Genomic DNA, 19,737 nt, shown 5'->3' with positions numbered 1-19,737 from the left:
GCTATTAACTATTCACTGTTCACTATTACAGGTTGGCCAGCCACTGCAGCAGCGTCTGCCGCACTTCCGGGGCGCAGTAGTCGTTGAGGATTTCGTGGCGGCCGGAAGGGCAGTCGAGCCGTTCCAGGTGCTGGTGGCGGCGTTTCAGGATGTGTTCCAGGCGGTCCATGCCTTTTCCTTTATTGCTCATCGGGTCCTGACGGCCGCCCAGCAGCAGTATTGGCAGCAGGGAGGGCAGGCGCGCCAGTTGCTCGCCGGACTGGATTTGCGCCAGCGCCGAGATCAGCGCCAGCCAGGTGCTGGTGGTGCATTCGAAGCCGCAGGCGGGATCGGCGATGTAGGCGTCCACCTGATCCTGGTCGGTGCTGAGCCAATCGAACTCGGTGCGGGCATCGGCGATGCTGGCGGCCCAGGTCTGGAAGGTCATCTTGTGCACCAGGGGACTGTGGCCACGAGCGCCATGGCGGCGGCGCTGCCAGCCCATCAATAGCGTCATGGCACGGTAAAACCACGGGGAATGGCTGTCACTGCCGCACAACACCAGGCCGCCCAGTTGCTCCGCGGCCTGTTCGGCGGCGGCCAGGGCCAGGAATGAGCCCATGCTGTGCCCGCCCAGCACCAGCGGCCCCCGGTCCGGCTTCACGTGTTCCAGCACCTGCAGAATATCACCGATGACCTTGTCCCAACCGTCCTCATCGGCGAAGTGTCCCCGAGGCGCGTTGTCGTCGATGCTGGTGCCGTGACCGCGATGGTCCGGGCAATACAGGTTCCAACCGTGTTCACTCAGGGTTTCCCCCAGGGCGCCGTAGCGGCCGCCATGTTCCGCCATGCCGTGCAGCCAGACCAGTGTGCCGGCGGCATCCTGCGCCGGCCAGTGATGGACCCCGATGACATGATTGTCGATGGCGGTGATGGACAACAGCTGTTTGGACATGGTGACCCCCTGTAAGTGGCACGAACATGCGGCATCCCTTTGGTTTCGTCAAGACGGGCCTGTATCATGAGGTTTTCCCGCCGTCCTTGTTTCGCTATTCGGGAGCAACCTTGATTCGCTATCAGATTTGCCCGGTCCATCCGCAGGCCCATATTTTTGAAATCACCCTGACCGTGGACCGGCCGACGCCGGAAGGCCAGGCCCTGACCATGCCGTCGTGGATTCCCGGCAGCTATATGATCCGGGATTTCGCCCGGCATGTGGTGTCGCTGGACGCCCGGGCCGGCGAGCGGCCGTTGGCGGTGGCCAAGATCGACAAGCAGACCTGGCAATTGCCGCCGGTGGACGGTCCGGTGACCGTGACGTACCGGGTTTATGCGTGGGATTTATCGGTGCGCGGCGCCCATCTGGATACCACCCATGGCTACTTCAATGGCCCCTGTGTGTTCCTGGCGGCCATGGGCCACGAGGATCAGCCTTGCGAGGTGACCATTGTGGCGCCAGCGGGAGCGGAGTTCGCCACCTGGCGCCTGGCCACGGGCATGCCGCGGCTGTCCGGCGCGGAGCTGGATTTTGGTGTGTTCCAGGCGGACAGCTATGACGCGCTGATTGACTATCCTGTGGAGATGGGACACTTTGAGCACGCCCGCTTCGAGGCCTGTGGCGTGCCCCACGATGTAGTGCTCACCGGCCGTTTCCGTGTTGACCTGGAGCGTCTGTGCCGGGACCTGAAGCAGATCTGCGAGCATCATATCAAACTGTTCGGTGAACCGGCGCCGGTGGACCGGTATCTGTTCATGACTCTGGTGACCGACGGTTATGGCGGTCTTGAGCATCGAAACTCCACCAGCCTGATGAGTCCGCGCGGTGATTTGCCATTGCCCACCGACGGGCCCCGGCAGGTGCGTGACGGTTACCGCGGCTATCTGGGACTGTGCAGCCACGAATACTTCCACACCTGGAACATCAAGCGGATCAAACCGGAGGCGTTCACGCCTTTTGATCTGAGCCAGGAGGTGCATACCGAACTGCTGTGGGCGTTCGAGGGTATCACCAGTTACTACGATGATCTGGCTCTGGCGCGCACCGGGTTGATTTCGCCGGAGAGCTATCTGGAACTGGTCGGCCAGACCCTGACCCGGGTGCAGCGCGGCCAGGGGCGGCTCAAGCAGACCGTGACCGAGTCCAGTTTCGATGCCTGGACACGCTTCTATAAGCAGGACGAGAACGCGCCCAATGCCATCGTCAGCTATTACGCCAAGGGCTCCTTGGTGGCTCTGGCGCTGGACCTGACCCTGCGTGAACGCAGTAACGAGCAGGTGACGCTGGATCATCTGATGCGTGCGTTGTGGCAACGCTACGGCGAGGGCAGCGGCGGCGTGCCCGAGCAGGGCATTCAGGCCCTGGCCGAGGAACTGTTGGGCGAGAGCCTGGATGAGTTCTTCCAACTGGCGCTGTACAGCACCGAGGACCTGCCTCTGGCGCCGTTGTTGGCCGCGCGCGGGGTGGTGTTGCATTGGCGGCCCGCCGGTGGCCATGGTGACAACGGTGGTAAGCCGGCCAAAGGCCCGGCGCCGGTGCATCTTGGCCTGCGTGCCGCCGCCGACCCGCTCGGCGCGCGGGTGCAGGTAGTGTACGAGCAAGGCGCGGCGATGGCCGCGGGGCTTTCCGCCGGTGACGTGATCATCGCCGTGGACGGCATCAAAACCGACGCCGCCGGCCTGGACGGCCGTTTGCAGGGTTATCAGGAAGGCGAGGTGGTGGAGGTTCACGTGTTCCGCCGCGACGAGCTGCTGCGTTTTCGTGTCACCCTGGCGCCATCGGAAGCCTCCACCGCTTACCTGACCCTGGCCCAGGGCGGGCTCACCGACAAGGGGCGGGCGTGGCTGCTGGGACAGCAGTGAAGGGTTAATAGTGAACAGTGAAAAGAAATCACGCTCCGTAGGCCATTGACCTATTCAGAGCTAGCTACAAGGCCGTTGTGGGAGCTTGCCTTGCAAGCGACTGGGCCCTCGACCGTGAGACACCGGCGGTCCTTTTCATACCGAAAAGGACCGCGATCTCTCTCCGAATTCATGAATTATGACTGACCTTTCCCTGAAGGATTTACAGCGTCGTCTTGAGGAAGCGCGCGGTGCCGATCGCGGCCGTTTGCGCAAGCGCCTGGAAGGCTTGCGCCGCCGTCCCAATGACGCGGCGCGGGCCAAGGTGGCGGCGGCGATCGAGACCTCGGTGGCGGAGCGTCAACGGCGTGCCTCGTTGGTGTCCGAGTTGCGCTGGCCGGACCTGCCGGTGGTGCATCACCGTGAGGAACTGGCCGAGGCGATTCAGGATCATCAGGTGGTGGTGGTGGCCGGCGAAACCGGTTCCGGCAAGACCACCCAACTGCCGAAAATCTGTCTGCAACTGGGGCGGGGCGTGGACGGCTACATCGGCCACACTCAACCCCGTCGCCTGGCGGCCCGGTCCGTCGCCGCGCGTCTGGCCGAGGAACTCGATACCCGGGTGGGCGGGCTGGTCGGCTACAAGGTCCGGTTCGCCGAACAGGTTGGCGCGGACAGTCTGATCAAACTGATGACCGACGGCATGCTGCTCAGTGAGATTCAGCATGACCGGCAACTGCGCCAGTACGACACGCTGATCATCGATGAGGCCCATGAACGCAGCCTCAATATCGATTTCCTGCTCGGCTATCTGAAGCAACTGCTGCCGCGCCGCCCGGATCTGAAGGTGATCATCACCTCGGCCACCATCGACCATCGCCGTTTCGCCGATCATTTTAACGGCGCGCCGGTGTTCGAGGTGTCCGGGCGCACCTATCCGGTGGATATTCGATACTGCCCGCCGGAAGGGGAACGGGAACTGGGCTGGCAGGTGGAAGAAGTGTTGCGGCGGATCGACAGCGAGGAGCGTCGGGATGGCCGCCCGGTGGCTCGCGACGTGCTGGTGTTTCTCAGCGGCGAACGGGAAATCCGCGATGTACACCATCATCTCAAGCGTTGCGATTTCCGTGACACTGAGTTGCTGCCGCTATACGCCCGGTTGAGCGCCGCCGAGCAGCAACGGGTATTTTCTCCGCACCGTGGCCGCCGTATCGTGCTGAGCACCAATGTGGCGGAAACCTCGCTGACGGTGCCGGGCATCCGTTACGTGATTGACGCCGGGACCGCACGCATCAGCCGGTACAGCGTTCACTCCAAGGTTCAGCGTCTGCCGGTGGAACCGGTATCCCAGGCCAGCGCCGACCAGCGCTCCGGCCGCAGCGGCCGCATCATGCCGGGGATTGCTTACCGCTTGTACAGCGAGGACGATTTCATCAATCGCCCGGCGTTCACTGACCCGGAAATCCAGCGCACCAACCTGGCGGCGGTGATCTTGCAGATGGCGGATCTGGGGCTGGGCCGGGTGGAGGACTTCCCGTTCATGGAGCCGCCGGACGGCCGCTTCATCCGCGACGGTTATCGCCTGCTGGAAGAGCTGGGCGCGCTGGATAGCGAGCGCCGGCCCACCTCTCTGGGCAAGCAGTTGGCCCGTTTCCCGCTGGACCCGACGCTGGCGCGCATGCTGGTGGCCGCGGCGGAGAAAAAGGCGCTGCGCGAGGTGCTGCCGATCGTCGCCGCGCTGGCGGTGCAGGATCCGCGCGAGCGTCCACGCGAAAAACAACAACAGGCGGATCAGGCTCACCAGCCGTTCCAGGATAAGGAATCGGATTTCCTCTGGTTCTGGAACCTCTGGCAATGGGCGGAACAGCAGCGCGAGGAACTCAGTCGCGGCCAGTTCGAGAAACTGCTCAAGAAGACTTTTCTGGCGCCGTCACGGATGCGCGAATGGCGGGACACGCACCGTCAATTGCTGCTGCTGGCGAAACAGGAGGGCTGGGCACTCAATGACAGCCCGGCGGAATACGAAGCGATCCACCGCTCTTTACTCGCCGGCTTGCTCGGTAACGTGATGATGCGAGGCGAGGAGGGCGAGTGGCTCTCCACCCGTAACCGCAAGCCGCTGGTCTGGCCCGGTTCGGCGCTGAGCAAAGCCGCCGGCAAGAAGAACGGAGCGCGCTGGCTGATGGCGGCGGAGCAGGTGGAAACCAGCCGCCTGTTCGCCCGTTGCGTGGCCAGGGTGGAGCCGGACTGGATCGAGGCGGAAGCCGGCCATCTGGTGAAGCGGCAGTATTATGAGCCGCACTGGTCAAAACGGCGCGGCTGCGTGATGGCACGGGAGCAGGTCAATCTGTTCGGGCTGATTCTGACCTCCGGGCGCCGGGTGCACTACGGGCCGATGGAACCGGGGCTGGCGCGGGAATTGATGATTCGCGAAGGGCTGGTGGCGGGGCAGCTCAGCCGTGAGCCGGCCTTCGTCAAGACCAACCGGGAGCGGTTGGAAGCGCTGGAGGAGATGGAGCACAAACTGCGCCGCCGTGACATTCTCGCCGATGAGCAGACGCGCTTCGAGTTCTATGACCAGCGGTTGCCGGATTCGCTTTATACCCTCACTCACCTGGAAACCTGGTACCGCAAGCACGCTTCGGAAGCGGAACGTCAGGCTCTGATCATGGACGACGATGTGCTGCTCTCCCGCACGCCGCAATGGCAGCGCGACGCTTTCCCTGATGAGTTGGTGGTGGAAGCCATGCACCTGCCGCTGGAGTACAGCTTCGACCCCACCGGGCAGCGTGATGGCGTCACGCTGGTGGTGCCACTGGCGGCATTGAACCAGATCCCGGAAGAGCGGCTGGCGTGGCTGGTACCCGGGCTGCTGCGGGATAAGCTGGAGGCGCTGCTGCGCGGCCTGCCCAAGGCGCGCCGCCGGCATTTCGTGCCGGTGCCGGATTACGTCGATGCGTTGATGGAGGCGTTGACGCCGGATCAGCCCCTGCTGCCGGCGATGACGCGGGAATTGCAACGTATGACCGGTGTGAGGGTGGAGCAGGAAGAATGGCGCGAGGATCAGCTGCCGGATTATTTGCGCATGAATTTGCGTGTGATGGACGGCGATCAAGTGGTGGTGGAAGGCCGTGATCCGGCGGATCTGCGTCAGCGCTTGCGCGGGCGGATGCCGACGCACAGCGAGGTGATCGAGGAAACGCCGTCACAGGAAAGCCGTGAATGGGATTTCGGTGAGGTGCCGGAATGCCGTGAGCAGAATCGTGGCGGTATTGTACTGCGCCGCTACCCGGGACTGCGGGATCTGGAAGACCGGGTCCGGCTGGATTTTTTCGATGACGCCGAAGAAGCGGCCTGGCGCCATGGCCATGGCTGTGCCCGCCTGGCGTTGCTGCGTTTGCCGGATCAGATCAAGTCTCTGAAACGGCAGGCTGGCGCGGCGATTGGCTGGCAAAAACTGAAAAGTGAAAAAAGTGCCATGGCGCGGCAGGCGCTGGAACACGTATTGTTGCGGACCGCCGCGGACCATTTCCACTTTCATGCCGAGCCGGTCCGCGATCAGAGCGCGTTTCGTCATCGCCTGGACTCCGGTCGCGGCGACTTCGTCCCGGCGGCGGAACGCGCTGTTCGCCATTGGGGCGAGGTGTTCGCCTGCTATCGTGGCATCATGACGCGGCTGGAAAAGGGCTTTCCATTGGCCTGGGCTCATGCCCACCGGGATTTGAAGACGCAGCTTTCGGCTCTGTTCGAAACGGATTTTCTGTTGTCCGTGCCCGCTGAGTGGCTGTCGGAGTACCCTCGCTATCTGAGCGCCATCGAGCAACGTTTGGACAAGATGGGCGGGCAGTTGGGGCGTGACCGGGCGCAGGTGGCGGAACTGGAGGCATTCTGGGAAAAGTTCAGCCGCCGGGCCGGGGAAACGCCGCACTGGCGCCTGCCTGAGCCTCTGGCGCTGTTTCGCTGGATGCTGGAGGAATATCGGGTCAGCCTGTTCGCGCAGCCGCTGGGGACCCGTATGCCAGTGTCGGCCAAGCGTTTGAACCGGCAGTGGGAAGCTTGCTGAGGCGCTGCGGGGTTTCCCTCGGACCGGACTACGAAGCCGCTGTGGCCCCGGGGAGGGAGAGTGATTCGCGCGCTCATGAAACATCGGTTTTGCGCCCACGGGGCTGAATCCGGATAATGACATCATTTACTGTCGCGGCGCCCGGTGCGCCTTTGCAGAGAGGACAGGTTAGTGACCCAATCCGTAGTGATCAGCGGAACCGGGCTGTGGACCCCGCAGCAGTCCATTAGTAACGACGAGCTGGTGGCGTCGTTCAACCAATACGTGCAGCTCTATAACGAGAGCAACGCCGCCGCCATCGAGGCCGGTGAACTGGAGGCTCTGAGCCCTTCGAGTACCGGTTTCATCGAGAAAGCCTCCGGCATCAAACAGCGTTATGTGCTGGACAAGGAAGGCGTGCTGGATCCCGAAAGGCTGTGCCCGAACATTCCCGAGCGGTCCGATGACGAGTTGTCGGTGCAGGCGGAGATCGCCGTCAACGCCGCCCGGCAGGCACTGGAAAACGCCAACTTGACAGCCGACGATCTGGATGCCGTGCTGGTGGCCTGTTCCAATATGCAGCGTGCCTATCCGGCCATGGCGGTGGAAGTGCAGCAGGCATTGGGCATGGAACATGGCTGGGGCTATGACATGAACGTGGCCTGTTCCAGCGCCACCTTCGGTATCCAGGCGGCGGTGGACGCGGTGCGCAATGGCTCCGCCCGGCGCGTGCTGATGGTCAATCCGGAGATTTGTTCCGGTCACCTGGCCTGGCAGGATCGCGACTGTCATTTCATCTTTGGTGATGTGGCCACCGCGGTGATCGTGGAGCGGGCCGAGGACGCCACCAGCGACAACCGCTGGGAGATTCTCGGCACCCGCCTGCAAACCAAATTCTCCAATAACATCCGCAACAACTTTGGTTTCCTGAATCGGGCCGACCCGTCCGGCATCGGCGCCCGCGACAAACTGTTCCGCCAGGAAGGCCGCAAGGTATTCAAGGAAGTCTGCCCCATGGTGGCCGAGCAGATCAGCGGTCATTTGAACGATCTGGATCTGCCGGTGGAAGAGCTGCGCCGGATGTGGCTGCACCAGGCCAATTTGAGCATGAACCAGTTCATCGCCCGCCGGGTGCTGGGGCGTGATCCCAGCGAAGAGGAAGCGCCGGTGATCCTGGACGAGTACGCCAACACCAGTTCCGCCGGCTCCATCATTGCTTTCCACAAATATAATGCCGACCTGCCGGTGGACAGCAAAGGGGTGATTTGCTCCTTTGGCGCCGGTTATTCCATTGGCAGCGTGGTGGTCAAACGGGTGAAGTAAATGGCGAGGCGGCTTGCCCCTCTCCCTGAAGGGGGAGAGGGGCAAGCCGAGTCAGTTGCCCGCGTCCAGAATCACCCGGCCCGCCACCTGGCCTTTTTCCAGATCTTCCACGGCTTGAGCGGCGCTCTCCAGCGGGCGATGCTCGATGTGGATGGGCGGCAGGTTCTTCTCCTTGGCGAAAGCCACCAGGTCCTCCAATTCCTTCAGCGTACCCACATAAGAGCCGATGATGCTCACTGCTTTATTGGTGATGATCGGCAGCGGATAACGCAGTTCGCCGCCGTGCAAACCCACCGGTACGTATTTGCCACCCTTGCCCAGCAGGCTCAACGCTAATTGGGCGGTCTGCTCATTGCCGACGAAGTCCAGGGCCGCCTGCACCGTGCCCGGGCAGGTTTCCGCCACCACCCGATTCAGTTTCGGTGTGTTCGGGTCGAAGCTGTGGCGGGCGCCACTTTCATGCGCCAGCTTGCGTTTCTCCTCGGACAGATCGATACCGATCACATTGCCGATGCCCATGGCCTGGAGGATGCGCAGAGCCATCTGGCCAAGGCCGCCGCAGCCGATCACCACGATCCATTGGTCATCCGCCAGCGGCAGCACTTTGTTGATGGCGGAGAAGGTGGTCAGCCCGGAGCAGGCCAGGGTGGCGGCGTCGCCGGGGTTGAGGCCGCTGATGTCGAGAAGATAGCGGGAATGGGGCACGACGATGTGATCGGCGTAGCCGCCGGGTTTGTTCACGCCCAGGTGAGCCGGGGTGACACACAGGTTTTCCTCGCCTTTCTGGCAGGCACCGCATTTGCCGCAGCCGATCCATGGGTAGATCAGACGTTGGTCGCCGGGTTTGACGCCGGTGACCTGGTCGCCCACCGCCACCACGGTGCCGATCACCTCGTGGCCCAGAGTAAGCGGTAGCGGCATGGCGAAGTTGAGGCGTTTGTCGCCGCCCAATTCGAAATAGCCATCGTGAAGGTGAACGTCACTATGGCAGACGCCACAGTAGTTGACCTTGAGCAACACTTCGTCGCTGGCGGGGGCGGGGAGTTGGTAGGTTTGCGGTGCGATCGGACCGCCGAACTCCTGGAATTCGAAGCGGCGACTGTCCGATACACCGTTTTGTTGTTCTGCAGTCATGGCAGGCGTCCTTGTAGGTAACGTCATTGCGGGCCGGTCATGCGGGTTGGCCGCACCGACAGGGTGTTTGTATGCTGTATATCGTATAAAGCAAGTTGACGGGAAGGGACATCGTCCGTGAAGACGATTTTGCTTACCCCGCTTCAGGTCGGCTTGACCAACCCTTACTTACGGAGACGGCTATGTCCGCGGAACTTCAGGACTCGACTTTGCTGCGTTACCAGTCACTGATCGATGGTGTCTGGTGCGACGCGCGCTCCGGCCTTACTTTCGAGGTCAGGAATCCGGCCAGTGGCGAGGTGCTGGCTCAGGTGCCGGATATGGGGGCCGTTGATGCCCGTACCGCGGTGGAAGCGGCGGCCGTCGCCTTCAAGGACTGGCGCCGCCGTTCGGCCCGGGAACGCATGCTGATTCTGCGCCGCTGGTACCAGGAGATCGTTGATAATGCCGACGACCTGGCTTTGCTGCTTACCCTGGAGCAGGGCAAACCATTGGCGGAAGCCCGGGCGGAGGTGCTTTCCGGCGCCAATTTCGTCGATTGGTTCGCGGCGGAAGCGATGCGGGTGATGGGGGACATTCTGCCGCCGGCGGACAACAGCCGCCGTGAATGGGCAACGCGCCACCCTGTCGGTGTGGTGGCGGCGATTACCCCATGGAATTTCCCGTCCTCCATGGTTACCCGCAAAGTGGCGCCGGCTCTCGCGGCTGGCTGTACCGTGGTGCTCAAGCCCGCCGAGGACACGCCGCTGTCGGCATTGGCCTTGGCCACGCTGGCGGAGCGGGCCGGGGTGCCGGCGGGCGTTTTCAATGTGGTTACCGCTGCCCATGGCGCGGAAGTGGGCGGAGAGCTGACTTCCAATCCGCAGGTGCGCAAGCTGTCGTTTACCGGCTCCACCGCGGTGGGCAAATTGCTGATGGCCCAGTGCGCGGCCACGGTGAAGAAAGTGAGCCTGGAGCTGGGCGGCAACGCGCCGTTCCTGGTATTTGAAGACGCGGATCTGGACGAGGCGGTGCGTGGCGCCATCGCCATCAAATTCTATAACACTGGTCAGACCTGCATCTGCGCCAATCGCATCATGGTGCACGAGCGCGTCTACGATGCTTTCCTGGAACGGCTTGCCCGGGCGGTGGGAACCCTGGCGTTGGGCGAGGGGACCAGGGAGGGCGTGACCCAGGGGCCACTGATCAACCCGGCGGCGTTTGAAAAAGTTTCGGCTTTGGTGGACGACGCGGTTTCATCGGGCGCCACGGTGGTGACCGGCGGTGGTGGTGATGCCGGTCTGGGAGGAACCTTCTATCAGTTGACCGTGCTGGGTGACGTGACTCCGGCAATGAAGGTGTTCAATACCGAAATCTTCGGCCCGGTGGCGCCTGTATATCGGTTCAGTGACGAAGAGGAGGTGATCCGGCTCGCCAACGAAACCCCTTATGGCCTGGCGGCTTATGCCTACACCCGGGATCTGGGGCGGATTTTCCGGCTTAATGAGCAGCTCGAATACGGCATGGTCGGCGTGAACACGCCGCGTTTCGTGTCAGAGACGGTTCCCTTCGGTGGCGTCAAGGAATCGGGTATTGGCCGTGAAGGCTCGGTGTATGGCATCGATGAATTCCTGGAAATCCGTTACTTGTGTCTGGCCGGGTTGTAGAGGCGTGGCGGCTTGCCCGCCACTGTTTCTTCCGCCTCCCGGGGCGCTGTGCTAACCTCGAAAAACCCTCATTTCTTTTGGAGAAAACGCTTGTCAGCGGATAAAAAACGGGGCGCGAAGCAGACCTCGAACGGCGAGCAGTTGGCGGAAGCCGTGGTTGATGGCGTTCAGGATACGACACTGATTGAGACGCGCCGCAATCAGATTTGCGATGCCGCTCTGGAGCTGTTTCTGGAGAAGGGATTCGCCTCCACCACGATTCGCGATATTTGTGCCCGCTCCGGTGTCAATCAGGCCAGTATTTACGATTACATCGCCAATAAAAACGACATTCTGCGGCGGTTGCTGAACAAGCTGTGGTTCCGTCCGGATGTGCCGACCCTGGCCGAACGCCTGGATCATAGCGGCGACACGCCGTTCGCGGACACGGTGGCGGACTATCTGCACGACACCTGGACCAAGAAGCGCCGGGGGACTCTGCTGATCTACCGTTCGGTGCCGTACCTGCAGGAAGATGACCGGCGTGCCATGCGCGCTCGTGACCGGGCGGTAATTGAAGGGCTGGCGGCGCGTCTGCGGCAACGGGCGCGATTGTCCGAGGGGGATCCCCGCGCGGAAGTGCTGGCGAACCTGATTATTTTTCTCGGTGCTTTCGCGCCCATGCGGGATTGGCTCAACAAGGATGTGGATGACGAGGTCATCCTGCGTACGGTGTCCGCGGGGGTGACGGCCATGCTGGACCAGTTGGCGCGGGAGAATCCGGCGGGCAATCCGTCTGGCAAGGACAGCGCCTGACGCGGACACCAATCAACGCAGCACCGCTTGCAGCGGCCCGCCGCCCGGACAAGCTCCCACAGCGGCTTCGTAGCATGATCTGTGGGAGCCAGCCTGCTGGCGAATGGCGTGCGTGGCTCCTTCCGTGCCCGCGGCAAGAACGCCGCGGACGCTTTGGTTCTGGCTGTGGTGAATTACGCGGTCTGGGCCTGTCGACGATTATCGTTCCAGACCAGCGCGGCCAGCGCCGCCGAGGCGAGCCCACCGATAATGGTGGTCATCAGTCCTGGGAAGCTGAAAGCGAAACCCGCCGCGATCAACGGAAAGCGCAACCAGGGACGCACCCGGCCCGCACCCAGCAGATAGCCTTCCAGGCCCCCCGAGATCAGCATGATGCCGACGATAATCGAAGGTAGCACGTAGATCAGCGGCGTCAGATCGCCCTGCAGGACCAGTGCCGGTTGAAACAGGAAGAACAGGGGCACGAAGTAGATCACCACGCCCAGGCGCATGGCGGTGAAGGAGGTCTGCATCGGTTTGCCGCCGGCGATGGTGGCGGCAAGGAACGCGGCGGCACCCACCGGCGGTGTGATCACCGACAGCATGGCGTAGTAGACGATGAAGAAGTGCACCGCGATGGTGTTGAGGCCGCCAACGTCGATGATCGCCGGCGCCAGCGTCACCGCCAGGAAGATATAGGCAACGATGGCCAGGCCAGCCATGCCCATGACGAAGCAGGCCAGAACACCAAAGAAAATAATCAGAAAAATATTGCCGCCACCGAGACTGACCAGGCCCGAGGTGAGAGCGCCGGTGACGCCGGTGATGGTGAGCGCGCTGACCACGAAGGCGATCGGTAGAATGATGGCGGCGGTTTGCGTCACCAGGATGCCGATCTGCCTCAGGGTTTCATACAGCCGTCTGGGTGTCATGCGGGTCTCCTTCTGCAGGAAGGAGAGCGCCACCATGAGTACGCAGGCGTACCAGGGCGCATAGTATTCCCAGCGCATGTAGAGCAGGCCCCAGATCAGAAACACCAATACCGAAATAAACGGCCAGCCCCGTTTCAGCACGTCCCGGGCCGATGGCAATTGCTCGCGGGGTACGCCTTTCAGACCGGTCCGGGCGGCATAGGCGTCCACCTGTAACAGCAGGCCGAAATAGAACAGCAGAGAGGGAATGATCGCCGCCACCATGACGGTGGCGTAGTCCACGCCGATGGTAATTGCCATGACGAAGGCGATGGCTCCCATGACCGGAGGCATGAGCACGCCGCCAGTGGACGCGCAGGCTTCGATGGCGCCGGCATAGTGGGCGGGATAACCGACCTTTTTCATGGTCGGGATGGTGATCGATCCGGTGCCGGCGATGTTGGAGAAGATGGAGCCGGAGAGGCTGCCAAAGAAGGCGCTGGCGACCACGGACACCTTGGCCGGCCCGCCACGGTAGCGGCCAAAACCCGCGTTGGCCAGATCGATAAAGAAAGCGCCACCACCAGTGGCGATGAGCACACCGGCGAACACCAGGAAACCGAGAATGATTTCCGCCACGATCTTGGTGGTGATGCCCATCATGCCTTCGGCACGGAAGATGTGCGCCTCGATCATGCGATCAAAATCGTAGGGAATGCCCATCAACAGACCGGGAAGCCGGTCGGCGATCAATGGATACGATCCCAGCAACACCACCACCAGCAGGAATGGCAGGCCACCACTGCGTCGGGCTACTTCCAGCATCAACAGCCACATTACCGTGCCCATCGGTATGTGATTCCAGCCGGACTGCACCATGTCCCAGGCGTGGGTGGAAAAGAACACGCTGATGCCCAGTGCCACGGCGGCGGCGATCAGATCATAGAACGGGACCTTGTTTTGCCCGCGCCGGGCGGGCAGGGCAATGAAGGCGGCGGCGACGAACAGGCCTATGAACAGCCAGTAATACTGGCCTTCCAACAGGCGCTCGCCATTCCAGGTGATACCAAAGATGTACACCAGGCCGATGGCCAGGCCACCGACGACAAGCAGTACGAACAACAGACTTTGCCAGGAATACAAATCACCGAGGCGCGTGGCCTCGGAGGGCGGAGTGGCGTCTTCCGGCGGGGAAGTGGTCTGATTCATGAGGTTCGGCTCGCGTAAGGAGATGGACGGAAATGGCCGGTTCGGCGCCGGGCGAAGGATCGCCGCGACGCCGGGGCGCCATTACAGGCGGGAACGGAAGCCTTCGAGGCCCTGGGTGTGTTTGTCCAGGATGTCGAGGAAAGCCTGGTTCTGGAAGTCGGCTTTCACACCGGCCTTGGCGGCTTCTTCCATCGCCGCCTGGCGTGCCTTGACCCACTGATCCATTTTGGTTTTGGCGGCCTCGTTCCAGGCGTCGTCCTGTTCGGTCCAGGCGCCAATTTCACGCAGGTATTTCACCGTGCCTTCATGTATTGGCAAGGGGGTGCGGTCCAGATAGGCGCGGAACTGCTCCAGCGACATACGCGCGGCCATGGGATGAGAGCCCTTATAAGCGTCGTAGGATTCATGGAACCATTTGGCCATGTGGTAGGCGAAGTCCTCATCCGCGTCCGCCGGTACCGAGTAGACGAAGTTGGAGGTGGCACCGTCCACGCCACGGGCGGTGGAGACCCCCAGTTCGATCTTGGTGGGGATCAGCATGGGGCGATGTTGCAGATAACCGTCCCAGCCTTCCTGGTTGTCCTGGTTCAAGGGCAGCCAGCGGATACCACCGGGTGCACCTTCCATCTCCGACAACACGGAACTGACCGGGGCGCAGTACGCCACATCCGCTTTGCCTTCCACGACGGAGCGGCAGTTTTCCGCGTAGCTGCTGGCTGGCACGTATTTAATGGTCTTTTCCGCTTCCTCCTCGGAGAGGCCGATGAAAGCGGGCAGGGCACCGGTCACGGCGGCGATCATCGGCGGTGAAAACATCCCTTTGGCCACGCGATAGCCGCCTTTCTTGAGATCCTGCAGGGATTTCAGTTCAGAGTCACCGGCGACCACATAACCCCAGGGGGTATCGTTGTGGTGCCAGAGAACCCGTTGCGGTACCGGTTTGGTAGTCGCATAGCCGCCAATGCCTTCGATCTGAAAACGCATTTCGGCGGCGGACACGGAACTGATGGCGATATCCCGCCGGTCGGTGAGCCGTCGATAACGCATGGACTCGTTATCTTCCGGTACGGCGCGAACCACGGTGCCGGTTTGCTTTTGCAGAATCGGGGTCCAACCATTGGTGGAAGCGAAGCTGGCGGAAGACGTGCCCGCCGTGCCGATCACCAGCAGCCGGGGCCATTCGAAATCGCTGCCTTCGGCGGCGAAAGCCGCGCCGGATATCAGTAAAGCGGTGGACAGGGCAGGGGCGAGCACCCTGCTCAGGGTACGCTGTTTCATCGGTGACTCCTTATTGTTCTCTAATGGTTCACTTTTTAATGATCGAGTGCATTTTATTGAGCTATTTGTATATGGCGCCCGGCGGTTTGTGAGAGCTCTCCCGAGATGGCCGTCGCCGGTTGTTTGCCAGGGCTGTGTGCTCCTATGAATACCTTGTTTTAAAAGGGCTTTTTTACGCGGGCCCGGATTCGGGTTGTCCGCCTGACGTATGTCAGGTTAAACCGCCGATAATCGAAATTTCAAGCGATAAAAGCCCTGTTTTATTAAAAACCTACTAAAAAGAAGGTCGACTTTGTTTACCTGTTTTAAAAAATCGCCGGGAGCGATTTTTGACGTCGCGGTAGCGACGGCCCGAAGGGTGACACGCTTTTTTAAACCACCGGCCATCCCGGGGCCTGACTTGGGATCTCCCTGTGGAGGGCTATGGGCTTTCCGGAGAAAAAGGCGGCGGGAGACAGGGAGATGAAGATATAGCGGAAGATGCCGGATAAAGTCCGGCATGACGTGGTTGCTCTGACTTCATCTCCCCAAGGCCGGTAGCGGGCCTTGGGGGTGGCGTGGTGCGTGCCAGCGAGTTGGCACGCGGAGCGTGATGGTCGGTTACTGAATCAGCCGAGCGAGCGTGCTATCCGGGCGCCGACTTCCGCCACCCGGCGGGCCCGGGCGCCATCCCGGACCGGATCGGCGCTGGCGCTGCTGACATTGCCCTGGGCGGCGCGGGCCGCCACCCCTTGAATAATGGCGGCGCTACGGAAGCAGGAAAACGCCATGAAAATCGGCCATTCCGGAATGCCGTCCCGCCCGGTGCGTTCGCAATAGCGGTCCAGCAATTGTTGTTCCGGCGGCAGACCGGCTTCAAGCAGATCCCGGGCATCCGGCTCGCTGCCTGAGGTGTGGTAGGGCATGCACAGATAGGCGAGGTCCGCCAACGGGTGGCCCAGTGTGGACAATTCCCAGTCCAGCACCGCGATCACGCGAGGCTCTTCAGGGTGCAGGATCATGTTTCCAAGCCGGAAATCGCCGTGCACGATGGCGGTCTCGTTGCTCACATCGGTATGTTCCAGCAGCCAGTCCCGCAGCCAGTCCATCTGTGAATAGTCGAAGTCCGCTGGCAGCGCTTCCTTGGCGCCTTCGTACTGTCCCGCCCAGCGCGCGGTCTGACGTTTGAGATACCCTTCCGGCCGTCCGAAACGCTCAAGGCCGGCGGCCTTCCAGTCCACGCTATGCAGCTGCGCCAGAGTGTCGATCAGGGCATGAGCAATGGCCGGGCGCTCTTCCCGGGCCACCGGGTCCATGGAGGGCGGTGGAATGATACGGCCTTCCACGAACTCCATGACGAAGAACTCGGCGCCGATTACTTCCGGATCCTCGCAGTAGGCCAGCATGCGCGGCACCGGCACCCCGGTATCGGCCAGCGCATGCATGACCGCGTGCTCGCGATCCACCGCGTGGGCCTTGGGCAGCAGTTTGCCGGGGGGTTTCTTGCGCAATACGTAGCGTTTGCCGCTGGCGCTGGTGATCAGGTAAGTCGGGTTGGACATGCCGCCCTGGAATTGCTCGACAGTCAGGCCCTGGGCGGCCTCCGGCAAGGCGTCGCGCAGCCAGTTTGCCAGCGCCTCGGCGTCGATGCGGTGGGCGGGCAGGGGCGCGACCAGCTGCGGGCCCGCGGTGGTGGCGTTGTTATTCATATCCCTTTCCTTCCAATAGGGAGCCTTTGAATCGATAAGGCATCGAACGGCGATCGGGATTGAACGCCTGTGTCTCGATACCAAACGGCACCGTGCCGCCGGTCCGGCAACCACGGCTGACGTTTGTCAGGATGAGATACTAGAAACGGACGGCGCCTGGGTCAATGCATTCGGATGATTCTTCGGCCGGGTACAAGGGTCGCGCTTGACATCACCTTCGCATCCGCCGTAGCGTTTCCCTGACAAACGTCAGTCCGCGACCTTCGGGCCGCGGGATGCGGAAGGGCCCCTCCGGGAGAGCAGAGAGAGAACAACAAAATGTCAGGATGGGACAATAACCAGACCGTCGCCCAGGGGGCCCCGGGTACCGATACGCCGGCGCTGACTCTGGAGCAGGCGGTGGACCGTATCACCAGCACGGACCCACGTTTCGCCGTTACCGAAGCGGACATTCGCGGACAACGGTATCCGGTTTTCGCCAACGCGCCGGCGCACTTGCGCGAGGTGCTGCAATCGGTGGAGACGGTTTACGGCGACCGCGATGTGCTGGTCTATGGCGACGAACGCTGGGACTACCCGCGTCTGGTCAACGAGGTCAATCGGCTCGCCAGGGCCCTCAGTGAGCTTGGTGTGCGGCCCGGTGATCGAGTGGCGTTGGCCATGCGCAACTATCCGGAATTTCCATTGTTGCTATTGGCGATCACCGCCGTTGGCGCGGTGGTGGTGCCGATGAACGCCTGGTGGTCCGGTGAGGAGCTGGCGTTCGCGCTGGAGGATTGTGGCGCCCGGGTGGTGTTCGCCGACCACGACCGTTACCAGCGTATCGAGCCGTTCTCGAAACGCTTGGGGCTGTCGCTGTTCGCGGTTCGTGATGTGGAGGGTGAACACAACTATTCGGATCTGTTGGCGCGGGTACCGGAGGCGTCCTGGCCGACGGTGTCGATCGATACCGACGATGATTTCGCGGTGTTGTATTCGTCAGGTTCCACCGGCCGTCCCAAAGGAGTGGTGCTGACTCATCGGGGACTGGTGTCGGCGGTCTATTCATTGATCATGCTGCGGTTACTGCCGGCGTTGATGGATCCGGAGCAGCCGGCGCCGACGCGGCCGCCCTGTTCCCTGGTGGTGACGCCGCTGTTCCATGTCACCGCTCTGAATTCGAATCTGATTCAGGGGCTGGCCGCCGGTGCCACCCTGAACCTGATGTACAAATGGGATCCCGAGGAGGCGATTCGCATCATCAACGCCGAGCAGGTGACCCGTTTCGTCGGCGTGCCGACCCAGTCCGCGGAATTGATGGAGGCCGCCCGGCGTCTGAATCAACCGTTGCCGTCGCTGGAATTCATCGGCGGTGGTGGCGCCAAACGTCCGGCCGCCCAGGTGGGACGTTTGGCCAGTGCTTTTCCCGCGGCCAGCATTGCTTCCGGCTGGGGCATGACCGAGACCAACGCGCTCGGCATCATTATTTCCGGTGACCCCTATGTGGAGAACCCGGAAGCGGCCGGCCGCCTGACGCCGCCGTTGCAGGAGATGCGCATCGTCGATGAGCAGGATCGGCCGCTGCCGCCGGGCGAGGTGGGTGAGTTGCTGGTACGCAGCGCCGCCAACATGCGTTGTTATCTGAATCAGCCGGAAGCCACCGCCGCGGCCATGCGTGATGGCTGGCTGTACACCGGTGACATGGCCCGCGCCAATGAAGACGGGCTGGTCTATATCGTCGACCGCAAAAAAGACATCATCATTCGCGGCGGTGAGAATATCGCCTGCCTGGAAGTGGAAGACGCCTTGTATCAGCACCCCGAGGTCGCCGAAGCCTGCGTGTTCTCGGTACCGGACGAGCGCCTGGGCGAGATCGTCGGCGCCATGGTGGTATTGAAACAGGAGGGCTCAGTGGACGAGGCGGAATTGAAAGCCTGCGTCGCCGAACACCTTGCCCATTTCAAGGTGCCGGAACGGTTCTGGTGGCAGAGCGGTCCGTTGGCCCGTGGCGCCACCGACAAGATCGACCGGCGCGCGATTCGCGCCGCGTGCCTGTCCATGCAGGATAGCGGCCACTCCGATACCGATAAGTCTGATACCAACAAAAGTACGGCGGCGACCGCCGCTCAAGGAAACTGACATGGCTTATGAATTTGTCAAAACCGAACGCCGGGGCCCGATTCTGATCGTCACCATGAACCGGCCGGAAGTGTATAACGCCGTGCACGCGCCCATGCACAATGAGATGTCCCGAGTATGGGACGACTTCGCCGCCGACGATGATTTGTGGGTGGCGGTACTCACCGGGGCCGGCGACAAGGCGTTTTCCGCCGGTAACGATCTCAAGTACACCGCCCAGGGCGGCAAGGGCACGCCACCGCCCACGGGGTTCGCCGGCCTGTCGACGCGCTTCGATCTGGAAAAACCGTTGATCGCCGCGGTGAACGGGTTTGCCATGGGCGGAGGATTCGAAACCGCCTTGTGCTGTGACATTCTGCTTGCCGCCGACACCGCTCGCTTCGCTTTGCCGGAAGTCAAGGTCGGTTTGTTCGCCGCCGCCGGCGGTGTACAGCGCCTGAGTCGGCAGATCGGCCGTAAACAGGCGGTGGAGATGATGCTGTCCGGCCGTCAGGCGAGCGCCGCCGAGGGCAAGGAGCTGGGCTTCGTCAATGCGGTCTATCCGCAAAATGAACTGATGGACGCGGCCCTGGCCAAGGCCGAGGAAATCTGTGCCGTATCGCCGTCATCGGTGAAGGCGACCAAACGGGTTCTCAATCATCTGGATGAACTGGAACGTCTGCGGGAAAGTCTGGTGTACAGTCGCGAGGTGATCGAGGATTTGCGTCATACCGAGGACTTCAAGGAAGGCGTCAACGCCTTCGTGGAAAAGCGCCCGCCGCAGTGGAAGAACCGCTGAATTACATCGAGGAGTAAAA

General features: G+C 62.2%; 12 protein-coding genes. 7 read left to right on the top strand and 5 right to left on the bottom strand.

The window, feature by feature from the left end:
* Positions 1 to 25: 25 nt before the first annotated feature.
* The gene (locus RYH70_RS11430) at positions 26 to 934 is read right to left on the bottom strand and encodes an alpha/beta fold hydrolase (protein WP_022994280.1); all 909 of its coding nucleotides are present in this window, start codon (positions 932 to 934) and stop codon (positions 26 to 28) included.
* Positions 935 to 1,044: 110 nt separating this feature from the next.
* Here RYH70_RS11430 and RYH70_RS11425 point away from each other — a divergent pair, with 110 nt between their 5' ends.
* From RYH70_RS11425 to RYH70_RS11415, 3 genes are all read left to right on the top strand, one after another.
* On the top strand, positions 1,045 to 2,838 hold the full coding sequence (locus tag RYH70_RS11425; protein WP_317009138.1) for a M61 family metallopeptidase: 1,794 nt from the start codon (positions 1,045 to 1,047) through the stop codon (positions 2,836 to 2,838).
* A 178-nt stretch (positions 2,839 to 3,016) separates the two neighbouring features.
* Positions 3,017 to 6,880, top strand: a complete 3,864-nt coding sequence (gene hrpA / locus RYH70_RS11420; protein WP_080531034.1) for an ATP-dependent RNA helicase HrpA — start codon at positions 3,017 to 3,019, stop codon at positions 6,878 to 6,880.
* Positions 6,881 to 7,051: 171 nt separating this feature from the next.
* Positions 7,052 to 8,182: a beta-ketoacyl-ACP synthase III gene (locus RYH70_RS11415; RefSeq protein WP_022994277.1), complete on the top strand. Its 1,131-nt coding sequence runs from the start codon at positions 7,052 to 7,054 to the stop codon at positions 8,180 to 8,182.
* 51 nt (positions 8,183 to 8,233) lie between these two features.
* Here RYH70_RS11415 and RYH70_RS11410 read toward each other — a convergent pair whose 3' ends face one another.
* Positions 8,234 to 9,316 carry an alcohol dehydrogenase gene (locus RYH70_RS11410; protein WP_022994276.1) on the bottom strand — a complete coding sequence of 361 codons (1,083 nt, stop codon included), beginning with the start codon at positions 9,314 to 9,316 and terminating at the stop codon, positions 8,234 to 8,236.
* Between the two features lie 182 nt (positions 9,317 to 9,498).
* Between RYH70_RS11410 and RYH70_RS11405 the strand changes: the two genes are divergently transcribed.
* Both RYH70_RS11405 and RYH70_RS11400 read left to right on the top strand, forming a co-directional pair.
* Positions 9,499 to 10,962 (top strand): NAD-dependent succinate-semialdehyde dehydrogenase, encoded by a 1,464-nt coding sequence (locus tag RYH70_RS11405; protein WP_055099943.1) that lies wholly within the window; start codon positions 9,499 to 9,501, stop codon positions 10,960 to 10,962.
* 90 nt (positions 10,963 to 11,052) lie between these two features.
* Positions 11,053 to 11,757, top strand: a complete 705-nt coding sequence (locus RYH70_RS11400; RefSeq protein ID WP_317009137.1) for a TetR/AcrR family transcriptional regulator — start codon at positions 11,053 to 11,055, stop codon at positions 11,755 to 11,757.
* Between the two features lie 173 nt (positions 11,758 to 11,930).
* Here RYH70_RS11400 and RYH70_RS11395 read toward each other — a convergent pair whose 3' ends face one another.
* From RYH70_RS11395 to RYH70_RS11385, 3 genes are all read right to left on the bottom strand, one after another.
* Positions 11,931 to 13,856: a TRAP transporter permease gene (locus RYH70_RS11395; RefSeq protein WP_080531032.1), complete on the bottom strand. Its 1,926-nt coding sequence runs from the start codon at positions 13,854 to 13,856 to the stop codon at positions 11,931 to 11,933.
* A gap of 81 nt (positions 13,857 to 13,937) precedes the next feature.
* Positions 13,938 to 15,134, bottom strand: a complete 1,197-nt coding sequence (locus tag RYH70_RS11390; protein WP_022994272.1) for a TAXI family TRAP transporter solute-binding subunit — start codon at positions 15,132 to 15,134, stop codon at positions 13,938 to 13,940.
* A 608-nt stretch (positions 15,135 to 15,742) separates the two neighbouring features.
* A complete protein-coding gene (locus RYH70_RS11385; protein ID WP_022994271.1) occupies positions 15,743 to 16,822 on the bottom strand; it encodes a phosphotransferase family protein in 1,080 nt (359 codons plus the stop codon).
* Positions 16,823 to 17,140: 318 nt separating this feature from the next.
* On the opposite strand from RYH70_RS11385, the gene RYH70_RS11380 reads away from it, so the two are divergent.
* Positions 17,141 to 18,940: a class I adenylate-forming enzyme family protein gene (locus tag RYH70_RS11380; protein ID WP_080531031.1), complete on the top strand. Its 1,800-nt coding sequence runs from the start codon at positions 17,141 to 17,143 to the stop codon at positions 18,938 to 18,940.
* A gap of 1 nt (position 18,941) precedes the next feature.
* Positions 18,942 to 19,718: an enoyl-CoA hydratase-related protein gene (locus RYH70_RS11375; RefSeq protein ID WP_284455602.1), complete on the top strand. Its 777-nt coding sequence runs from the start codon at positions 18,942 to 18,944 to the stop codon at positions 19,716 to 19,718.
* Positions 19,719 to 19,737 lie beyond the last annotated feature (19 nt).

This window comes from Alloalcanivorax xenomutans, from assembly GCF_032810065.1.
GTDB lineage: Bacteria > Pseudomonadota > Gammaproteobacteria > Pseudomonadales > Alcanivoracaceae > Alloalcanivorax > Alloalcanivorax xenomutans.
Note: the sequence above shows the minus strand (reverse complement) of the source record. Positions and strands in the feature narration are given on the sequence as shown.